Source organism: Pseudomonas sp. AN3A02, from assembly GCF_011765255.1.
GTDB lineage: Bacteria > Pseudomonadota > Gammaproteobacteria > Pseudomonadales > Pseudomonadaceae > Aquipseudomonas.
In genome coordinates this window covers 40,285-58,613 of record NZ_JAARNI010000015.1, presented here as the reverse complement: position 1 = coordinate 58,613, position 18,329 = coordinate 40,285, and the positions used below count along the sequence as shown (strand labels likewise).

Below are 18,329 nucleotides of genomic sequence, written 5' to 3'. Positions count from 1 at the left end.
GAGATTTTGCTCCTGCTAAGGAGCGAAAAATCATGCTGAAAAAGGGCGTATTGGTTAGGTAGACCGAAGGTCGTCAGACTGGGGTGCAGAAAGACTACAGAACGGGTGCAACTTGAGTGCAGAGAGGGCGCAATCAGGGTGCAGCAGCAACTGAAAATACCGGCGCAAGAGTGCGCCGGATCACAGACAAAGCAAAATACCTGCTGATTAAGACTCTGGCAAAACCGAAAGTACTGCTTTAAAAATATAAGCTCCATCATCAACGGCTGATGATGCCTCATATATTGCTTCGGTCGCTGTCATAAGCGAATCCTCTCCACCAGCTAAGGACAGCGCCGATACAACGCGGGCCTGGCTAAACAACTGAAGTCCTTCTTCATTTAAGTTTTGCTCTTCATCCAGGCTGCCTTGCAAGTCAAAATACTTCTCATCTAACTGTGCAGCTAAAGCATCTAGCCCAGAAACCTGATCAGTCGTGAGTTTATTACCAGATCGTAGCTGCCTAAGAGATTCGACAACAATAGGCACCTCTACTGGGCAGGCCTGAAAAGCAAGTTCACAAGCCACTTTTACAGCACTTCTTCGCTGCTCTTGACTGACTAACTTAAGCTTTTCTACAAGGCCTTTCTCAACCATTTCTAAACGCATAATCATTGTTTAGCCTTTGGCAGTGGTTTTAATGGTGTTGACACATTGGCCCCTGTCGGCTCAATTACGTTCTGACATGATGCACAGACAGGGCGTGTCGCACCGACATCAACAACTTTCAATCCGTTAGCGTTGGCATAGCTGACAATATCCGCTTCTGCGTGGCCAGTTCCAACAACTACTTTCTCGCCTTCTTGCAAACTCACTCCAGGGCGAAGATAGCCACGAGGTTCACTTGTACTGACCAGAACAGAGCGAACACCATTCGCATCCTCTACTACCGCAACCCCCATAGTTATTCGGCCTTGAGAGTTCGCAGGTATTTGTGACTGAATTTCACTTACACGATTTTGGACAAGGTTTGATGGGTTGTCATAGGCAAGACCTCGCTCTAAGGATGTACCTGCGCCTTTTGCACCAAAATACCCCTCCGGCAGCGCACACGGCCCCGTATTGTGCACCCACGTCTTCAGATCTCCAACGTAGAACGTATGCCCCACATCAACCGTCAGGTTGTACGTCTCACCCACTGGCAGGTAAAGCTCCAGCGACTCAACTTCAGACGACGTGTTATCCGTGTCGCCGTCTGCCAGGGATTGCAGCAGGTCCCCCGGCTTCAGATCGATAACAGAGATAAAGTCGCGCTTGGCCGGTACGTAGAACGGGTGGCCAGGGGTGACCAGCAGGGTTTCGCCTTCCGCTTTGCCGTCTACGCGAACGCTTTTCAGCTTGAGGCGGTAAATCGGTTGGTCGGAGCGCTGATGGGTGGCCAGAATTTTAGCGGCGAAGGGTTTGCCGCCTTTTTCGGGTTTGCTCCAGACCACGTCGCCGACTTTGAGCGACTCGATGGTGCGGTCGCCGTTGGGGGTCGAGACTTTGGTGCCGGCCGCGAAGCAGCAGGGCTCTTTGTATTTCGAGAGAACGACGTCATCGCGTCGGGTCGCGAACAAGTCATCGGCCCTGGCGAAGCTGCCCACATCACCGGTGTAGGCGGTTTGCTCGTATTTCCCAATCGAGGTGGTCGGGGCTGTCGCATTGGCGCCTGTGCGCTCGAAGCGCACGGCTGAGTCAAGGCTGTTGGGGTTCAGGCCATAGTTGGGAATGTCATCCGCAACGCGTGCGATGCCGCTGCTGCTAAGCGTTTCCTGGCGGCCCACGTTGGTCAAACCGACGTCGCTACGGGCCACAAGTGCGCCGTCGGCCCTGACGACGCTTGAAGCCTCGCCAACCTTGGAAACCTGCCCAAATCGGCCGGAAGGCGCGATCATGGTCAAACCATCAGTCATTAACTCAGTGACTTGCGCCGCTGACTCATAGCTGTTGCCTTGCAAGCGCGAGACAAATTCCCTGCCCGTCTGCCTAGTGATCATTTGACCGCCGCGGTCCACCGTCGGGTCGGCAATCGGCCCCAGCAGGCCGTCGGTCATTTCCAGTGGGCTGCTATTACCTAAAAGCCCACCGGCAGTCTTGGCAAGACCTTGCACTGACCCCCATAGACTGCGGCCAGCCCCTACTGCCAGGCCTTTGGCAACGTCGCCATAGTCAGTCGGTTTGCCGCTGTAATCCAGGTTAGTCTCGTAAAAATCCACCAACCCTTGGGTGTTGCGCCCTTTCGGATCACCCAGGTAGTCGATGTTTATAGTGCTGTCTTTGTAAGCAGTCGGCCGAGTCGTGCGGAAATCAAGAATCAAGGCCGCTGTTTCATTACCTGAGTACCCCCGCGTACTGCCGTCTGCAGAAGCGTCGGTTCGGGCGTATTGATCTGCAATAGGTGCAAGCGCAACACCCAGATGCTGCAAAGTAGCCGTGTCGATAGCGTCTACGTCTTTTTGCGAGATCGACTTGCTCCAACTTTCATCGGTGTTGTACGCCAGGGCAACGCCCATCAGTCGCGTGGCTTCTTCGACACTGATGCCTTTTTCCGCTGCCAGCGCAGGCGCTTGCTTTTCAATCAGCTCAGGCGCTCTTGGGTGCAACTGCTCGTTGTACCGCTCAACATTGCCCGCCACCCACGCGGCGTCATTCGGGTTGCCGTTAACCAGCGAGCCGGCGGCAATACCGATGAGCTGCGCGGTGGCAACTTTGAATTGATCATCGGTAGCGAAACGCTCATCCAGGTACTTACCGAGGTTCTCGTTCGCAATCGCCGTCAAGCCCTCTGCCGCACCGGCGGCAATGGCGCCGGTCTTGAAGTCGCCACCTCGGGCCGCTGAAAGCGCGCCACCGAGGAGGGCATGCATCAAGACCTTCTGCGTCGAGCCGGGGCTCAGGTCCAGTTCGTTCGCGAGGTCGCCAAGGCCCTTATTGCCCGCCGCTGCGGCAAGGTCGAAACCTTGCGAGACCAAGGCCGAACCGAGGTTGTCTTGCAAGCTGCCGCCGTTGATGGCGGTTGAGATGCCACTTTCGATGACGGCATGGGTGCCGCCGCGCAGCACCGCATCCTGTGCTTTTTGCCAACTGAGCCAGTCACTGGAATAGCCTGGGTTTTGTACCGGCCCCGCCGTAGTGACTTTCGCGCCCGCACCGTCGGCCGGGCTCGCGCCCTTGAACCAATTACTGTCTGCGTAGTTCAACGCCCCGGTTGCCAGCCCCGCGATGGCGGCGTTTTTCAGGCTACTGCTGCTGAAGGTGTCCTTGAGCGCAACGCCGATGTTGCCTTTGTTGTTGATCGTGCTCACAGCACCGGTGCTGGCCAGCGAGGTCAGTGCGGCGGTGGCCATCATGTTGCCTAGCCCGGCACTGGTGGCGGCAACTGCCGCCGACGTACTAGTTGCCGCAACCGCAGCTGTGCCGGCGGCCATGGCTGTCCCTGAGCCCGCTGTCGCGCCTGCGGCCCAGCCAGCCATCGCACTCGCACCGCCTGCCGTCAGCACGGTCACGATAATAATGACCGCCAGCATGACACCCTGCCCCATGCCAGAGTTGCTGTACTTGAAGGAGTCATGCAGCTCTTTTACCTGCCGCCAATCCACATCGCCGCGCTTCTCGGCTTCCTTGAGCCAGGCCAATTGCGGGTCAGCCTTGACCATGGTGTCGATGGTCTGGCTGACGGTTTGCTGGTCGACCTGCTTGACATCGATTTTCAGGCCGTTCACGGCTTGGATGACGGTTTGCCCCTTTGCAACCAGTTCGCTCTGGCGCAGGGTTTCATCGGTTTTGCCTTTGCCCTTCATCGAGAACCAAGCCATGTTGCTCTTGCTCTTGGTATGGCTCTCGTCGTGATAGTCCTTCACGCCTTCAAACGTCACGGCGCCGCCGCTTTTCAGGATCAGGTCGTTGCCGCTGTTGAGCTTTGCGACCTGGTATAGCTGGTCGCCGTTGCTGACCAGGGTCAGGTTACCTGCGGTCTTGATCTCAGTGCCGACGTTGGTGGTTTGGGTGACTTCGTCGCGCTTGGCTTTTTTCGCGCCCCAGCCACCGTTCTCCTTCATGTCATACAACGTATGCGTACTGTTCTGCGCCGCCAGCAAATTCAACTTATCCCCGCTATACAGATAAGCCTCATTCCCCGCACTGATCTTGCTCGCCACAATCGTGGTGTCGCGCCCGGCCAGGCTCTTAAAGTCCGCGCCCGCCGTCAGCACACTGGCCAGCTGCGTGGTTTGCTCATCGGTCGTCTTGATGCGTTTTTTACCGTCTTTTTCTTTGCCCTCGACGTTGTGCACATCACTGACAGAGGTCACGTTGAGATCGCGCCCAGCCTGAATATTCAGGTCCTTACCGGCAGTAGCGGTGCTGCCAATAATGTTGACGTCTTGCCCGGCCTGCATGTTGACGTTGCCGCCCGCCGTGACGCTGGCGGCGAGGTTTTTGACGTCGGTGGTGATGGTGGATTTATGCCCGCCGTCACTGGATTCGTGTTTCACGCGGGTATCGCTGGCGGCGATCAGGTTGAGGTCGCGGCCGGCGGTCAGGGTGGCGTCGTTGCCGGCGGTGAGTGCGCCACGGTTGGTGAGGTCGCGGCCGGCGTCGATGGCGAGGTTGCCACGCGCGGTGATGGTGCTCGCGCCAGCATCGGTAAGGGTGCGCATGCCGGCGCCGTCACGTACCTGGATCGCGGTGTTTTCGTTGGTGATGTCGCCTTTGAGGGCGGTAAGGCTGACTTGATTGCCTCGAATTTCGCCGCCCATGGCGTTGCGGATGCTGTCTTGGGCCAGCAGGCTCAGGTTGTTGCCGGCTTCGATCAGGCCGCCGTTGTAGAGGCTGCCGCCACTCGCGGCGCTGAGGTTGTTGCTGGCGCGCAGGGTGCCGACGTTGATCAGGTCACCGCCGGTAACGAGGTTGAGGTCACGGCCCTGGATCAGGCTGTTGCCGCGTACGTTGCGCGATTCGGCCTGGGCCAGGTAGAGCACCGGCACGAGGACGGTTTGGCCGTCGACCACGCGGTTTTCCATCCACACGATGTCGTGGGTCAGGGCGCCGACTTGCTGGCCGGTGAGGGACACGCCGACGCTCAGGCGCAGGGCGTCTTTGCTGGCGAGGGCGTTGTCCATCAGGTAGCGGAACTGGTCGGCGTCGCTGAGCAGGCCACCGGCGAGGAAACGTTGGCCGGTTTGTGCGAGTACGGCGTCGCGAATCAGGCGGGTTTCGTACTGGCCGTCACCGAGGCGGCGCCAGGCGTTGTCACTGTTGAAGCCGAGTTTGCCGAGCATGTAGTCGGAGCTGAAGAAGCCCAATGCGGTGGTGAGCTCGGGGTTGGTTTCGATCAGGTAGTGGCTGGTGGGGTCGGCGTTCTTGACGAACAGGCCGTACTCGCCCTTGGGCAGTTGGAAGGTGGGCGAAGTGGTGGGATCGACCGGGGCGAAGGCGGTGCCGGTGTAGTCCACGGGCACGAAGCCGCCGCCGGGGGCCACGCCCACTACAGGCAATACGCTGCCGGGCGCCTGGGCGCTCGGGTCGTTGGCGTGTTGGCTCAGGTTGATGTTGATGCCGCCGACGGGAATGCCGGTCTGGTCTTCGCCGAGGGTGCCAGTGAGTTGCGCCAGGGTGTTTTCGTGCAGGGTGCCGTTTTGCAGGGTGCGAGCAACGTTGAGGTTGACCGTACCGCCGGCTTGTAGCGTGGCCGCGTAGCCAGGGCCGCCGTTGTCGGTCCAGGTGGTGACATTACTGACCTCGGCAAAACGGTCATCGGAAGACCGCGCCTTGAGTGCTTCAAACCGCGCCAGGTCGAAGTTGCCGGCGGCGACGGCGGCATTGAACGCTGGGACGTCACGAAACTCCATCTGGTCCCAATAATCGATGTCGATCCTTTTGGGTGTACCCACGACGATGGTGTTTTGGCCGGTGCGGGTGCCCGCGCCCTGATTGAGCAGGTCGTTGGCGGTGATGCTCAGGTTGCCATTGGCCGCCAGCAGGCTGTAGCGGTTCTGGACGTTGTCGCCCTGGATCAGCAGGTCTTTGCCCGCCACCAAGCGCGCAGAGGCCGAGTCCTTGATCGCGGATTCAAGGAAGGTCTGGTTAATGGTGATTTGACCGCGCTTGAACGAGTCGTGCCCGCCGCAGTGCTGGCCGCACTGCCAATTGAGGCTGCCGGTGGTGACGGTCTGGCCCAACTCGAATTCAGCCTTGGCGTTTTCCACGAAGGCGGCGTTGATGCCGATATTGCCTTCGCTTTCCACAGTACCGGAAAGGTTGCTGAAACCTGCCGCGCGTGCGCCATTGACGGCGGCAAAGGTCAGGTTGCCCTTAGTGTAGACATCACCGTAGAGGTTGCTGAAGCTGTTACCGCGCAGGGTAAGGTCGCCGCCGCTGAACAACAGCGTGTCGGCCGCATTGGTGATGCCGTTGACCGCAGTGAGGTTCACCGCGCCCTGGGCACCGAGGGTGCCACGGTTGTCGATTTGCGCGGCGGCGATATCCAGTTGCTGGCGGGCGGTGAGGAAACCGAGGTTGGCCAGGGTGCCGCTGAGCGTCAGGCGCGCATTGGTTGCCGCCAGGCGGCCGCCGTTCTGGTTGAGAGTGTTCGCGGCGACGGTGAGGGTTTGCAGGGCCGATACGCGGCCACTGTTGGTTATATCGCCGGTGGTGATGCTGATGTCACCGTCGCTGAGCAGCTCGCCGCCGTTGTCGAGGCTGGCCACGTCGAGGATCAGGCCCTTGCTGCTGGCCATGCGGTCGCCGGCCTTGAGGGTCAGGCCCTGGCTGCTTTTGTACGTGAGCACTTCGTTCAGTTGCAGACGGCCCAGGCCGTCGATGCTGCCGAATGCCCAGTCAGCGGTGCCCATGCCATTGATGTTGCCCTGGCTGCCGGTGAGGCTGGCAGTGTTGATGCGGAACAGGCCGTTGCCCGCGTGCTGCAACTGGCCACCCTGGTTGTTCAGGTGCGTGGCATCGAGGCTGAAGGCTGCGCTGCCGAACTCGAGGGTGCCGTCCTGGTTGTTCAGGGTGCCGCTGAGGTTGAGGCTGCTGCTGGCACCGGCCAGCGCACGCAGTTGTCCGCGTGCGCTGTTGTCGAGGTTGCCACCGTTGAGGGTCAGGCCCTGGTTGGCTTCAATCAGGCCGCCTTGGTTGGTGAGCGTGTCGCGTGAGGTCAGGTTGAGCTGGTTGCCGCTGATCTGGCCGCCCGCGCTGTTGTTGAGGGTGTTGCCGGTGATCGTCACCTGTTCTTTACCGAACAGCTTGCCACCTTGGTTGGCGAGGGCTTCGACGGTCAGTTGCAGGTTGCCCACCAGGCTGGCCAACGTGCCGTTGCTGGCGTTGTTCACGCTGTCGGCGGTGACGGTCAGGGTGTCGCCTTGCACGGTGCCGCCGGTGTTATCCAGGCTGCCGGTATCCAGTTGGGTATGTGCGCCGCCGCTGAGCATCAGGCCTTTGCGGTTGGTCGCTTCCTGGCCGCTGTAGCTCAGGCCCTGGTTACCGGCCAGCAACTGGCCGCCATCGTTGTTCAGGTGCTGCGCGGCGATGTCGAGGCGCTTGCCGCGCAGGGTGCCCCCGCTGTTGTCGAGGGTGGTGAGCGCCTTGACTAGCACGGCTCGATCGCCAGCGTCGATGACACCGCCAGCGTTGGTCAGCAGGTCGCTGACGTTGAGGGTCACGTCGCCGCCATTGCTGACCAGCGAGCCTTTGTTGCTGTTGTTGAGGGTCTGCGCGGTGACGTCAACCGAGGTGCCGATCAGGATGCCGGCGCTGTTGTCCAGCCGCTCGCCTTGTACCTGCAACAGGCCTTCACTTTGAATACGGCCTTGGGCATTGAGCAATTGGCCCGGGCCTTTGAGCAGCAGGCTCACGCCCGGCGCGCCACCGGCCAGCAGGCCGGCGTTGCGGTTGTCGAGGCCGGAGGCGCGCACGTCGAGTTGGTCGCCCACCACGCGCCCGGCGCGGTTGTCGATGTCACCGCCGGTCACGTCGAGCAGCAGTTGTTTGCCGACGATTACGCCGCTCTGGTTATCCAGGTTCGCCGCGTGCAACTCGACATCGCCCTGCCCGGCCTGCAAGCGGCCTTGGGCGTTATTGAGCTGTTGCGCGGTGACGAGGGTCAACTTGCCGGTGTTGGCGCTCAGTACGCCGTTGGCGTTGCTGCTGAGGTTGCCGGCGTTGAGGTTCAGGTCGGTGCTGGCCTGGGCAAAACCCTGGCTGTTGTTGAACCCATTGGCAACGGTGAGGTTCAGTGCGCCGTTGTCGGCCTGGATCAGGCCCTTGAGGCTGTTGTCGAGGTCGCTGGCGTTCACCGTGAGGGCGCCGGCAATCAGCTTGCCGTTCTGGTTATTCAGGCTGCCGGCGTTGACGGTCAGGGCGTTGGCGATCACTTGCCCGCCGCTGTTGTTGAGTGCGGCGCTGGTCAGCACCAGGCTGCCGCCGGACATTTCGATGCGGCCTTGGCGGTTGTCCAAAGAGGCGCTGTCGAGGGTAGCGGCCTGGCCTTCACCGAAGCGAATCAACCCGCCGAGGTTGACGATCGCCGGTGCGCTGATCGCCAGGCTTTGCTCGCCGTACACACGGGCGGTGGCGCCTTGGTTGGTGAGCTTGGCGGTGCTGACGCTGACGGTTTTGCCCTGGATGATGCTGCCCTGGTTGGTCAGCGCCTGCGCGGCGGTGATCGCCAACGCGCGGCTGGCCAGCAGGTCACCGCTGGTGTTCACGGTCTGCGCGTTCACCACCAGGTCGCCGGTGGCATTGCGGCTGTTATCAGCCTGCACGCCCGCTTCGATGATGCCCGGGTTGGTGACCTTGATCGCGTTGAGTTCGATGCGCTGACCCGCGGCCAGGCTCTTTTGGTTGACCAGTTCTTCGGCACTGCTCACCTGCACATTGCCGGTGGCGTAGACCTTGTCGGTCAGGTTCACGTTCTGCGCGGTGACCTTGATATTACCGGTGGCCGCCGTCTGCGCCATGCTCAGGCGCCCATTGGCATCCAACTGGATATCCCCACCACTGGCGGCCAAGGTACCGTCGAGCTTCACGCCCACGCCGGCCTCGGTGCCCACCAGTTTGATCGCGCCGGCGTACATGCCGCCCAGCGCCGAGGAGTCGATGGCCAGTTCGGGCTTGGCGCTGCCGTCATCGGCGCGCGCGGTGGCTTTCAGGCTTTTGGCGTCAACATCGTTGCGCCCGGCGATCACGGTCAATTCCCGTGCGTTGATCTGCGCATTGATCTTGGCCGAGCGGGTGATGATCTCGAAGCGGTCGACATTGCTGGCATTCAAGCCTTCGCCGTCGATGGTCACTGCGCCGCCGTCAACCTGGTAGCGCTGCAACTGGCCGCTGGCGTCGAGCACCGGTTTGCCGGTGGTGAGGGTCACGTTGGGGGTGTTGATAAAGCCGCAGCCGCTGCACGTGACGCCGTACGGGTTGGCGACGATGACCTTGGCCGACTGGCCCGCCACTTCGGTGTAGCCGCGCAGTTGGCTGGGGCTACCGCCGTTGACTTCGTTGAGGATGACGCTGGCCGCGCCGCCCTTAAGGTTGGGGTTGCCGACGATGTAGCCACCCAGCTGGGTGTTCGTCATGGGGCCGTTGGCGTTGTTGAGGATCACGCCGTTGGGGCCGACGTTGTAGTCCTTGAATTGGTTATGGGACAAGCCACTGCCATTGGGGGTGGCGATGTTCACCACCGGTACGCCATTGCCGGCCTGGCCGACGGTGGTGCCCGGCGCACTGACCACAATGCCTTCGGCCTGGGCCAGCAGCGGCTGCCAGAACAGCGCGTTGGCCAGGATCAGCACCAGGCCGCGCTTGGGCAGGCCGAAGAACGAGTCTCGCGGCTTCAGCGCAGCAGAAGGTTGGCGGGCCAGGAAGGCAAAGTGGCGAACATCCATTGTCATATTCTCGATGTAACGGGGCGTTGAATTACAGGAAGAAATCCATGCGGAAGTAGATCGGCGCTTCGCGCTCGCTCATCACTGCCGGGCGTTCCAGGGAATGGGCAAAGGTCACGCTGGTGCTGACGTATTTGCCACGGGCGAACAGCTCCAGGGAGTTGCTCGAGACCCGGCCGTGCAGGTTGTCGTTGTAGCGGTCGTTGCGGATAACGCCCTGGTCATAGCCGACGCTGGCACCGTATTCGGCGAAGGCCGGGCGCAGCCAGCTCAAGGTCACCGGACGGGACCAGCGCACGTCATTGCGCCAATAGCCGCCGCTGTCGCCGGTCAGTTGCTGGTCCTTAAACCCACGGATCGACGACGAGCCACCCAGGCTCATGCGCTGGGGGCTGTACAGCACATCCTCACTGCGCTGACCGGTAGCCAGGCTGGTGAACGTGAACGACTCGCCCCACAGCGTGAACGGTTGCAGGTAGCTGACGGTTGCGGTGTATTTGCGGTAGTCGGGAGTTGGCGTGAGGTTGCCCAGGCGGTCGCGCTGTTGGTCGTTGCGCTGGGCATCGAAAGCGCCGATGCCGTTTTGCACGCCCAGGTCGAGGTTGACGAAGGCATTGCCGATGCGGCGGCCGTGGTTGATGCCCAGTTGCAGTTCACTGAGGCGGTTGCTGCTGGGCTCGGTGCGCACGTCGAGGATGTAGTTGTTGGTGCGCAGGTGCGACAGGCCGACGTTCACCGACGTCTTGCTCACGTCGTCACGATGGATCACGCGCTCGGCGCGCAGTTGGTGGTTTTCGTTGTCGCCGTTCTGCTTGAATTTAAAGTCGTTGGTTACGCCAAAGGTGCGGTAATCACTCTCGCTGTAGGTGTAGCTGAAGTTCCACCAGCCCCACGGCACGTTGTAGTAGAGCATGGTGTTTTTCGAGGTTTTCTGGTGGTCGCTGACGGCATCGTGGCCGCCGCGCAACACCAACTGGTCGGCCAGGCCCAGCGGGCTGTCCCACTCAAGACCCGCGCCCCACTGCTGTTCGCCGGTGCTTTTCTGCCCGTCGTTATTGCGTGACAGGCTGGCACGCCAGGGTTTTTGCGGGACGTTCTTGACCTGCACTTCACTGCCGCCCACCTGGCTGCCGGGGGTCAGTTCCATTTGTGCCTGCTTGGACGGCAAGCGGTTCAACTGGTCCACCAACTGCTCGATTTCCCGCAGGTTGAGCTGCTCGCCAACCTTGCCGGGAAAGGCCATGGCCAGCTCGCGTTGGGACAGGTTGCTGCCGTCGGCGCCCTTCAAGCCTTCGAGTTTGCCTTCCACCACCAACACCTGGAGGTGGCCGGTGGACAGGTCCTGCTGCGGCAAGTAAGCACGGCTGGTGACCATGCCTTTGTCGATGTAGTAGTCGGTGATCGCCTTGAGCACTTGATTGAGCTGAGAGACGCCCAGGCACTGGCCGATATAAGGCTTGAGCAGACGCTCGCGGTCCGACGCAGGCAGGCTGTCGGCGCCCTTGAGTTCGATGTCTTTGATCGGGAAGCAACGGGTGTCGGCCGGGGTGGCAGGCGCTTCGGGCTTGGCTTCTTTGCCGGGCAGTTCCTTGAGGTCTTCAAGGCGCCGGCGCTGGTCTTCCAGCAGACGGTTTTGCCGATCACGGATCAGGTCCTGATCGCCAGGCGTGGGCGCAGCCGTCGCACTATTGAGTGCGAAGCAAGTCAGCAGGCAAACGCCCAGCAGCAGCCGAGTCCGTGGCAGTAATAAAGACATGTTCGATCCGTCGAGAAAGCGGGGGCCGGCAAACTAACATCGAACTTCCGGTCGGCCAAGAATCTGACTTAGTTGAAAGTTATGTTTAATAGACCTTTAAGTTGCTGATTATTAACAATAAATAAATCATGCAACGCTTAATCGCTTGCAATTGGAATTTTTATTCCGACAAGCGGTAACAGTATTGATACAACTTCGGCTAAGGGGCTTACAATTGCCATTACTTAGCCATCAATCCCGTATCACGACTGGTTAGTAGCCAAAAAACCGGAAAAGTTCGCGGCTACTTTGTGAATTGGATCCCACTTTTCGGCATTCAGGTTAACCGACCTCTTTCGCCCGCTCCTGCCCCGGCACCAGCTTCAACCCTGGCCGCTCCACATGGCGGGATACATGCGCTGTCACTTCCTGCACGCCACCTTCATGGTCGTTATGAATCACCAGCACACCCGGGCGGCGCAGTTGCTCCAGGTCACCGTCCCCCAGGCTGAAGCTGTGGCTCAAACGCTGGTCGCTCAAGGCCTTGGCCGCCGAGCGGCGCTGGGCAAAGCGCTTGCCGCGCTGTTGCTGGTAACGCGCCCAACCGATCAGTACCACCGCGTTGAACACAGCGATCCACAGGTAAATCTGCAAGGTATCCAGTGCCGCAAAAATCGGTGCATCAATGCGCGGGCCGCCGTGGCTGTCGAGCATCGGCACCATGCCGCGCACCAGCAAGAGGATCAGGCCAGCCCAGGCCAGCAGGGTCAGGAATACGTCGATCGCCCACATCACCGGGCGCTGTTGGGTTCGGATCAGGTTCATGGTTGCAGTTCCTTGGTGGGGGCTTTGATACCGCGATCCGGGCTGACCCAGCGCGCGCGTTTCTGGTGTTGCCGAAACAACACTTTGGGGAAGCTGACCAGGGTGGTGAACAGGCTGACCAGCCAGAACACCAGCGGGTACCAGACGGTCCAGAACAGGGTTTTCCACAGGCCCTTTTCATAGCGCCGGTCGATCATGATGCTCACCGCGAATTGCACCAGGCACACCACTGCCAGCAACAGGCCGGTAAAGGCCGGCGGCATCAGCGAGTCGACGGCGATGGCGGCGGGCAGCGTCACGACTTTACCCACGGCCCAGAAGATCACCGAGAGCAAAAAGGTGAAGGCCCAGCCGGTGGACAGGCAGTACTCGAACAGCAGCGGCCACAGGTAGCGATGGCGCCATTGCCAGATGCCCCGGATGTTCTTGAACAGCACTTCGGCGCCGCCCTGGGCCCAGCGCAGACGCTGTTTCCACAGGCCGCCGAGGGTTTCCGGCATCAGGATCCAGCACAGTGCGCGGGGCTCGTAGAAGATGCTCCAGTGGTCCAGTTGCAGCTTCCAGCTCACGTCGATGTCTTCGGTGATCATGTCGGTGCTCCAGTAGTCGACCCGGTCCAGGGCCGCCCGCCGAAACGCCACCACCACGCCGGAGACGGTGAAGATCCGCCCGAAGACCCGCTGGGTGCGCTTGATCAAACCGATGATCGAAGAGAACTCGCCCACCTGCACCCGGCCGATCAAGGTCGAGCGCGTGCGAATGCGCGGGTTGCCGGTGACGGCACCAAGGCGCGGGTTGTCGAGCATCGGCGCCACCAGGTACGCCGCGGTGTTCGACGAGAGCAACGCATCGCCGTCGATGCACACCAAATATTCGCTGCGTGCTGCTACCGCGCCCATGCGCAGGGCCACGGCCTTGCCCTGGTTTTGCGCCAGGTGCAGCACCCGCAGGCGCGGCTCTTTCAGCGCCAGCGCATCGAGCACCGCGGCGGTGTTGTCGCTGGAGCCGTCGTTGATCGCGATCACTTCAATGTTGCGGTATTGCTGGGCCAGCGCGGCGCCGATGGTCTCGGCAGCGTTGTCGCCTTCGTTGTAGCAAGGGATCAGGATCGAGATAAGCGGCTCGCCGGCGAGTACCGGCGCCGGGGTGTCATCCGCCCACGGCCAGTGGCGCTCCCAGTGCAGCCAGAAGTACAGGCCGCCGGCGATCCACAGGCCGGACATAAACAGCGGATAGAAGAATACGAAGTCCATCAGGAACTGCCCGGTGACCAGAAAGATCAGGCCAAGGGGCACACCCAATACCAACGACAAAACGATAAGCGCGAGGATTCTGTCGAACATGAGTCAAGGATTCCACTGGTTGGAAAGGGCCGGACGCACGGTTTTCAGATCCGGCGAATTCTCCAGGAAGTTGTCGGGGTAGTAGCCAAAACTGGTCACGCCTTGACGCTTGAGCACGCCCATCCACTCGGCCATTTGTGCGCCGGAAAGATCCGGGGCAGCCTGGGTGCGCCAGTCCTTGGCTTGCAACTCAAAGACGGTGCGTTGCAAGGCGCCGGGGCGGGCCTTGACGGTGGCCACGAGTTTTTCCAGCCAGGCATTGGAGCCCTTGAGGTCCTGGCCTTCCATCAATGGCATGGCCATCGGCGCAGTCCAGTCGTAGCTGGTGAGGAAGTCGTCGAGGTTCTGCGCGAACCAGGCTTCACTGCCCGGATTGAGCATCGGCTCGGCGAAGATATTGCGTGCGGTCTGTACTTGTGGGCCGCGCAGCGTGCGGACCTTGGCGGTCAGCTCATGGGTGAAGTCGATCAGGTAGCGGCTCTTGAAACGGGTCCAGCGCTGCATCACCGCAGGGTCGGCGCGCAGGGCTTCGATGGTGTCCGGCAGGCCGTTGGCGGCGTAGGCCTTGAGCGCCAGCGGGCTGGCGTCTTCAAAGTCCGACAGCACCGCGTCGTCGTGGAACAGCACGCCGTCGATGGCACTGGTGCGGGCCAGGTCTTCGTAGATTTCGCCGATGATCTGCCGCACCTTCGGATCGAACGGCGACAGGCGCTGGTACTGGTCCGGGTCGATGGCGACCTTGCCGGTTTCCGGGTCCCAACGGGTGACACGGGGCAGCTTCGAATCGAGGGCGAAGCTGAGCACCGGCATCCAGGCAAATACGTTTACGTGAGCCCGAGTGCGCAGTTGCCAGGTGACGCGGTTGAACAGGTCGGCGCGCACCGGCAAATGGCGGTTGGGGAAGTACAGCGAATGCACCAGGCCATCGCCCTTGGGGTCGGCGAAAGCTTGCAGGAATACGGTGCTGGCGCCCATGTCGACCACGCGCTGGATCAGCTTGTCGAGGTTGCGCACCTGCTGCTCCGGGTCCGGATCGTAGACGTTGTCCAGGTCCACATGCAGTACCCGCAATGGCGCTTCTGCCTGGGTCGCGACGATGGCGTTGGCGTAGTGCTCGCCGTCCGGGTCGGAGGCCACCAGGAAACGCGGGCTGCTCATCAGGTTGCCGAGGCTGTCGAGACCGTCTTCCAGGGTCAGGGCCATCTGGTAGCCCTGCTCGCCCACGACGGCCAGTGAAGTACCGTCGGCGGCGCCATATGGCCACACCCACACACGCGGTGCCTTGCCGGTGACGGCGCGGATCTTGTTGGAGATGGCCGCCACGTCGGTGCGCATCCGTGCCTGGAACTGGGCTTCGGTTTCGTAGCGATTGGTCGCAGGGTCAAAGCGTCGGGTGGTGGCGGCCGGTTGCAGGTTGCCCTGTGGGTTGGCCAGCACGCCTTTGTGATTGGCGTCGGTGTGCGCGGCGATTTCCACCAGGCCGGATTGGGCGATTTCGCGCACCTGCTGCCAGGTCAGGAAGTCCGAACGCGGCCGTGGTGTGCCGGCGAAATCCACCGGCTGGTTCAGCGGCGTATCCACCCATGAGCCCACCGGCGCCAGCAACGCGTGCCAGTTGTAGCTGCGCAGGATCGGCATCACACGGGTGTAGAAGCTCGCGTAGCCGTCGTCGAAGCTGAGCATGATCGCCTTCGCCGGCAGCTCCGGGCCGCCGTTGCGGGCGGCGAGGATCTGGTCAACGGTGACCGGCTGGTAGCCGTTTTCCCGTAACCACGCCAGCTGTTCGATCAAACGCTCGGTACGCACCGCCACCACCGCCTGATCGGGGTCGCGGTCCTCGATGTCGTGGTAGGCGATACCGAGAAAGTGGTTCTTCGGCCACGGCGCTTCGTTGGCGGGCTTGAGCCGCTCGGCGGGTGGAGTGAAAGGCGCGGGTTGCTGGGCGCAAGCGCTGCTCAGCATTAACCCCAGGGCCAACAGGCAACGGGACAAAACAGGCATGATCGGACTCTTCTAGAAGCGGTAGGTGAGGTCGACGATCAGGCGCAGATCGCTTTCGCGCTCACCGTCATAAGGTCGGCTGATCCAGCTGAGGTTGGCGCCGGTTTCGAGCACGTCGTTCCAGCGAAACCGCTGGCCGTAGCCCACCAATGCAACGCCGCCGGTGCCGTAATCGCGCTGGCTGTAGGTGCCCGCCCCCACCTGGAACTGCTGGCTCCACTGGGTTTCGTAGCGGTGGTAGAGCACGTGGTTGACGGTCGCCGTGGGCAGCATGCTGTAGTCCGAGCGCGGGTTGAAGTACGGCGTGTCTTCCTTGGTGTTGCGGCTGGTGCCGACTTCCAGGCCCAGATCGACTTGCACCCCCGGCGAGCTGTACACGCCCTGGCGTCCGGTGAGCAGCGCTTCGAAGCGGTTGTTGCCGTCGCTGAAGTGGGACGGGCTCAGGGCCAGTTTCCATTCGCGGCTTTCGTTGGCGCGCCAGCGGATAAAACCGCTGCCGCCGTTGGCGGTGATGTCGGCGTTCAGCGCCCGCAGCGGGGTGCTGGCGGAGAGGTAGTCGAGGCTACCGCCGTACTGCCATTGGTCATTGATGTCCCGCGCAATCGCGACCCGCGCGCCTTGCTTGGAGCCAAAGCCGTAGGAGTGATTGGACACTTCGGCTTCGAGGGTCATGTCGCGGGTGCGCCGCTCTACACCGAGGCGCTGCCAGCGGTGTTGGCCGTTGCCTTCTTCAAAGTCGGCAGTGGCGTAGCCGACACCGCCGAACACGCGCCAGTCTTCATCGATGGGCGGGCTGTAGAGCAAGGTTTCGATGCCGAAATCGCGGCTGCCGGACACCGCGCCCGCACCGTTATCGCCGCCACCGTTGCTTTTGCCGGTGTAGGCCTCGACGCGCAATTCGGCCATGTCATGCACATCCCGCAGGCGACTGAGGCGCTGCACCTGGCGGTTGTCCGGGGCGCGGTCGACCACGTCGTCGGTGAGTGCATCGAGCTGGCGCCACTCCTGCAGATCCAGGGCGGTATGGCCTTGGGAGACTTCCAGGCCGATGTCGCGCGGGGCCTGGGCTTCGGTTTCCTTGAGGGTGTTTTCGGCACGCCGTGGCCAGTCGCGGGCGCGGTACATATCAGCTTGGGCCAGGCGCAGGCCGATATTGCCGGGCGCCTGCTGCACCAGGGCTTCCAGGCCTTTTTCGCTGGCGGGAAGGTCGGCGCCATAGGTGCCGGCCTGAGCGGCCAATTGTTGGGCGTCCATCCAGGCGTCGTTGGGGTTACCGATGGGCAGGCCCTTGAGTTCGACCCGGGGTTTCTGGGTGCTCGCCAGGTTATCGGCGACTTCGCGGGCCTCCACCACCTGATCGTTTTCGAGCAAGGCGTAGAACAGCGCGGTGCTGTCTTCGACGTGATCACCCGCGTCCGCATCGCTGGCCACCAGGGCCTGGCGATACAGCGGGGCGGCCTTTTCCGGCTGGCGTTGGTCGAGGTAAGCGGCAGCAACCCAACGCAGCGCGTAGGTCGGCAGTTGCACACCTTCGCCCTTCAGCACTTCGTACTCGCGGACCACCTCGGCGGTGCGTGCCCGGGCCTTCAGCGCGCCCAGGCGGTCGATGCGCCAGCGCACCACGTCATCATGGGCGCTGGCATCCGGTGTCCACGTGGTGAGCAGTTGGTCGTAATCCTTGAGGGCGCGGTCGGCGATGACGTAGCGCTCTTTTTCACTGCGTGAGGCGAACTCGGCCAGGCGCACGCGTTCGGCGGCCAGGTCGCCTTCGAGGCGGCGCTGGGTGACCGGGTCCAACAGGCCCGGGCGCCGGGCGGCCAGGCGCAGGGCTGGTTCCGGCAGGCGCGCGCGTTGCAGGGCGACGATGTATTCGCGGGCGACTTCGGGTTTGTTGCCGGCGCGGATGAAGGCCTGGTCGAACTCGAACAGCGCGTCATAGGTTGAACCGGCGCGAGTCAGGGCGTAACCCAAGGCCATGCGGCGGTCGGCGTCGTCGGGTTTGGCGGCCACTAGAGCGCGGGTGCGCTGTACGGCTTCGGCCGTTTGGCCGGCGTCGGCCTGGGTCAGGGCGAGGCCCAATTGCAGGTCCGGGTTATTCGGCTCGCGTTGCAGCGCCTGGCGATACACGGCAATTGCCGGCTCCCAACGCTGCTGGTTGCGATAAGTACGGGCGACCGTGGCCAACGCTTGGGAAGTAAGGGTACGACTGCGGCCCTGGGTCTCGTAGACCGAAAGCACTTCGGCGTCCTGGCGTGCCCAACTGGCAATCAACAGGTGATCGCTGACCTGCCCCGTCGTCTGACGCTCGGCGGGCAATTGGCGCAACAGGTTGAGGGCCGGGCCATAGTTGCCGCTACGGGCCTGGTTGATCAGCGAATCATAGGCAGCATCCGCCGACGCCACGACAGGCCAGAGTAACTGGCTACACAGGGCCAGACGGATAAAGGGATGAACATTACGCGACATGTCGTCAGCTTCCTCACCAGGGAAAGCTGTAGTGATAAATTCACCTGCACGACACAC

Annotated in this window: 7 protein-coding genes; all 7 read right to left on the bottom strand. The window is 61.9% G+C overall.

The features are described from left to right. Positions 1–207: 207 nt before the first annotated feature. The 7 genes from HBJ59_RS29855 to pgaA all read right to left on the bottom strand — a co-directional run bounded on the left by HBJ59_RS29855 (position 208) and on the right by pgaA (position 18,272). Positions 208–654, bottom strand: a complete 447-nt coding sequence (locus HBJ59_RS29855; RefSeq protein ID WP_167665637.1) for a hypothetical protein — start codon at positions 652–654, stop codon at positions 208–210. Beyond that, positions 651–9,902, bottom strand: a complete 9,252-nt coding sequence (locus HBJ59_RS29845) for a DUF637 domain-containing protein (protein WP_178124302.1) — start codon at positions 9,900–9,902, stop codon at positions 651–653. Before HBJ59_RS29845 ends, HBJ59_RS29855 begins: the two co-directional genes overlap by 4 nt. A gap of 31 nt (positions 9,903–9,933) precedes the next feature. Then, on the bottom strand, positions 9,934–11,658 hold the full coding sequence (locus HBJ59_RS29840; protein ID WP_167665636.1) for a ShlB/FhaC/HecB family hemolysin secretion/activation protein: 1,725 nt from the start codon (positions 11,656–11,658) through the stop codon (positions 9,934–9,936). A 321-nt stretch (positions 11,659–11,979) separates the two neighbouring features. Beyond that, complete coding sequence (pgaD, locus tag HBJ59_RS29835; RefSeq protein ID WP_167665635.1) at positions 11,980–12,462, bottom strand: poly-beta-1,6-N-acetyl-D-glucosamine biosynthesis protein PgaD; 483 nt, start codon at positions 12,460–12,462, stop codon at positions 11,980–11,982. Beyond that, a complete protein-coding gene (gene pgaC, locus HBJ59_RS29830; protein ID WP_076015573.1) occupies positions 12,459–13,805 on the bottom strand; it encodes a poly-beta-1,6-N-acetyl-D-glucosamine synthase in 1,347 nt (448 codons plus the stop codon). The genes pgaD and pgaC overlap by 4 nt, the downstream gene beginning before the upstream one ends. Before the next feature lie 3 nt (positions 13,806–13,808). Further along, positions 13,809–15,806 (bottom strand): poly-beta-1,6-N-acetyl-D-glucosamine N-deacetylase PgaB, encoded by a 1,998-nt coding sequence (gene pgaB / locus HBJ59_RS29825; RefSeq protein ID WP_076015574.1) that lies wholly within the window; start codon positions 15,804–15,806, stop codon positions 13,809–13,811. A 12-nt stretch (positions 15,807–15,818) separates the two neighbouring features. Next, positions 15,819–18,272 carry a poly-beta-1,6 N-acetyl-D-glucosamine export porin PgaA gene (gene pgaA, locus HBJ59_RS29820; protein WP_167665634.1) on the bottom strand — a complete coding sequence of 818 codons (2,454 nt, stop codon included), beginning with the start codon at positions 18,270–18,272 and terminating at the stop codon, positions 15,819–15,821. Positions 18,273–18,329: the final 57 nt, after the last annotated feature.

Bases quoted from the DNA above. Each gene is read 5' to 3' on its own strand.
- pgaB (WP_076015574.1), bottom strand. From the start codon at position 15,806: ATGCCTGTTTTGTCCCGTTGCCTGTTGGCCCTGGGGTTAATGCTGAGC.
- HBJ59_RS29840 (WP_167665636.1), bottom strand. From the start codon at position 11,658: ATGTCTTTATTACTGCCACGGACTCGGCTGCTGCTGGGCGTTTGCCTG.
- HBJ59_RS29845 (WP_178124302.1), bottom strand. From the start codon at position 9,902: ATGGATGTTCGCCACTTTGCCTTCCTGGCCCGCCAACCTTCTGCTGCG.
- pgaC (WP_076015573.1), bottom strand. From the start codon at position 13,805: ATGTTCGACAGAATCCTCGCGCTTATCGTTTTGTCGTTGGTATTGGGT.
- HBJ59_RS29855 (WP_167665637.1), bottom strand. From the start codon at position 654: ATGATTATGCGTTTAGAAATGGTTGAGAAAGGCCTTGTAGAAAAGCTT.
- pgaA (WP_167665634.1), bottom strand. From the start codon at position 18,272: ATGTCGCGTAATGTTCATCCCTTTATCCGTCTGGCCCTGTGTAGCCAG.
- pgaD (WP_167665635.1), bottom strand. From the start codon at position 12,462: ATGAACCTGATCCGAACCCAACAGCGCCCGGTGATGTGGGCGATCGAC.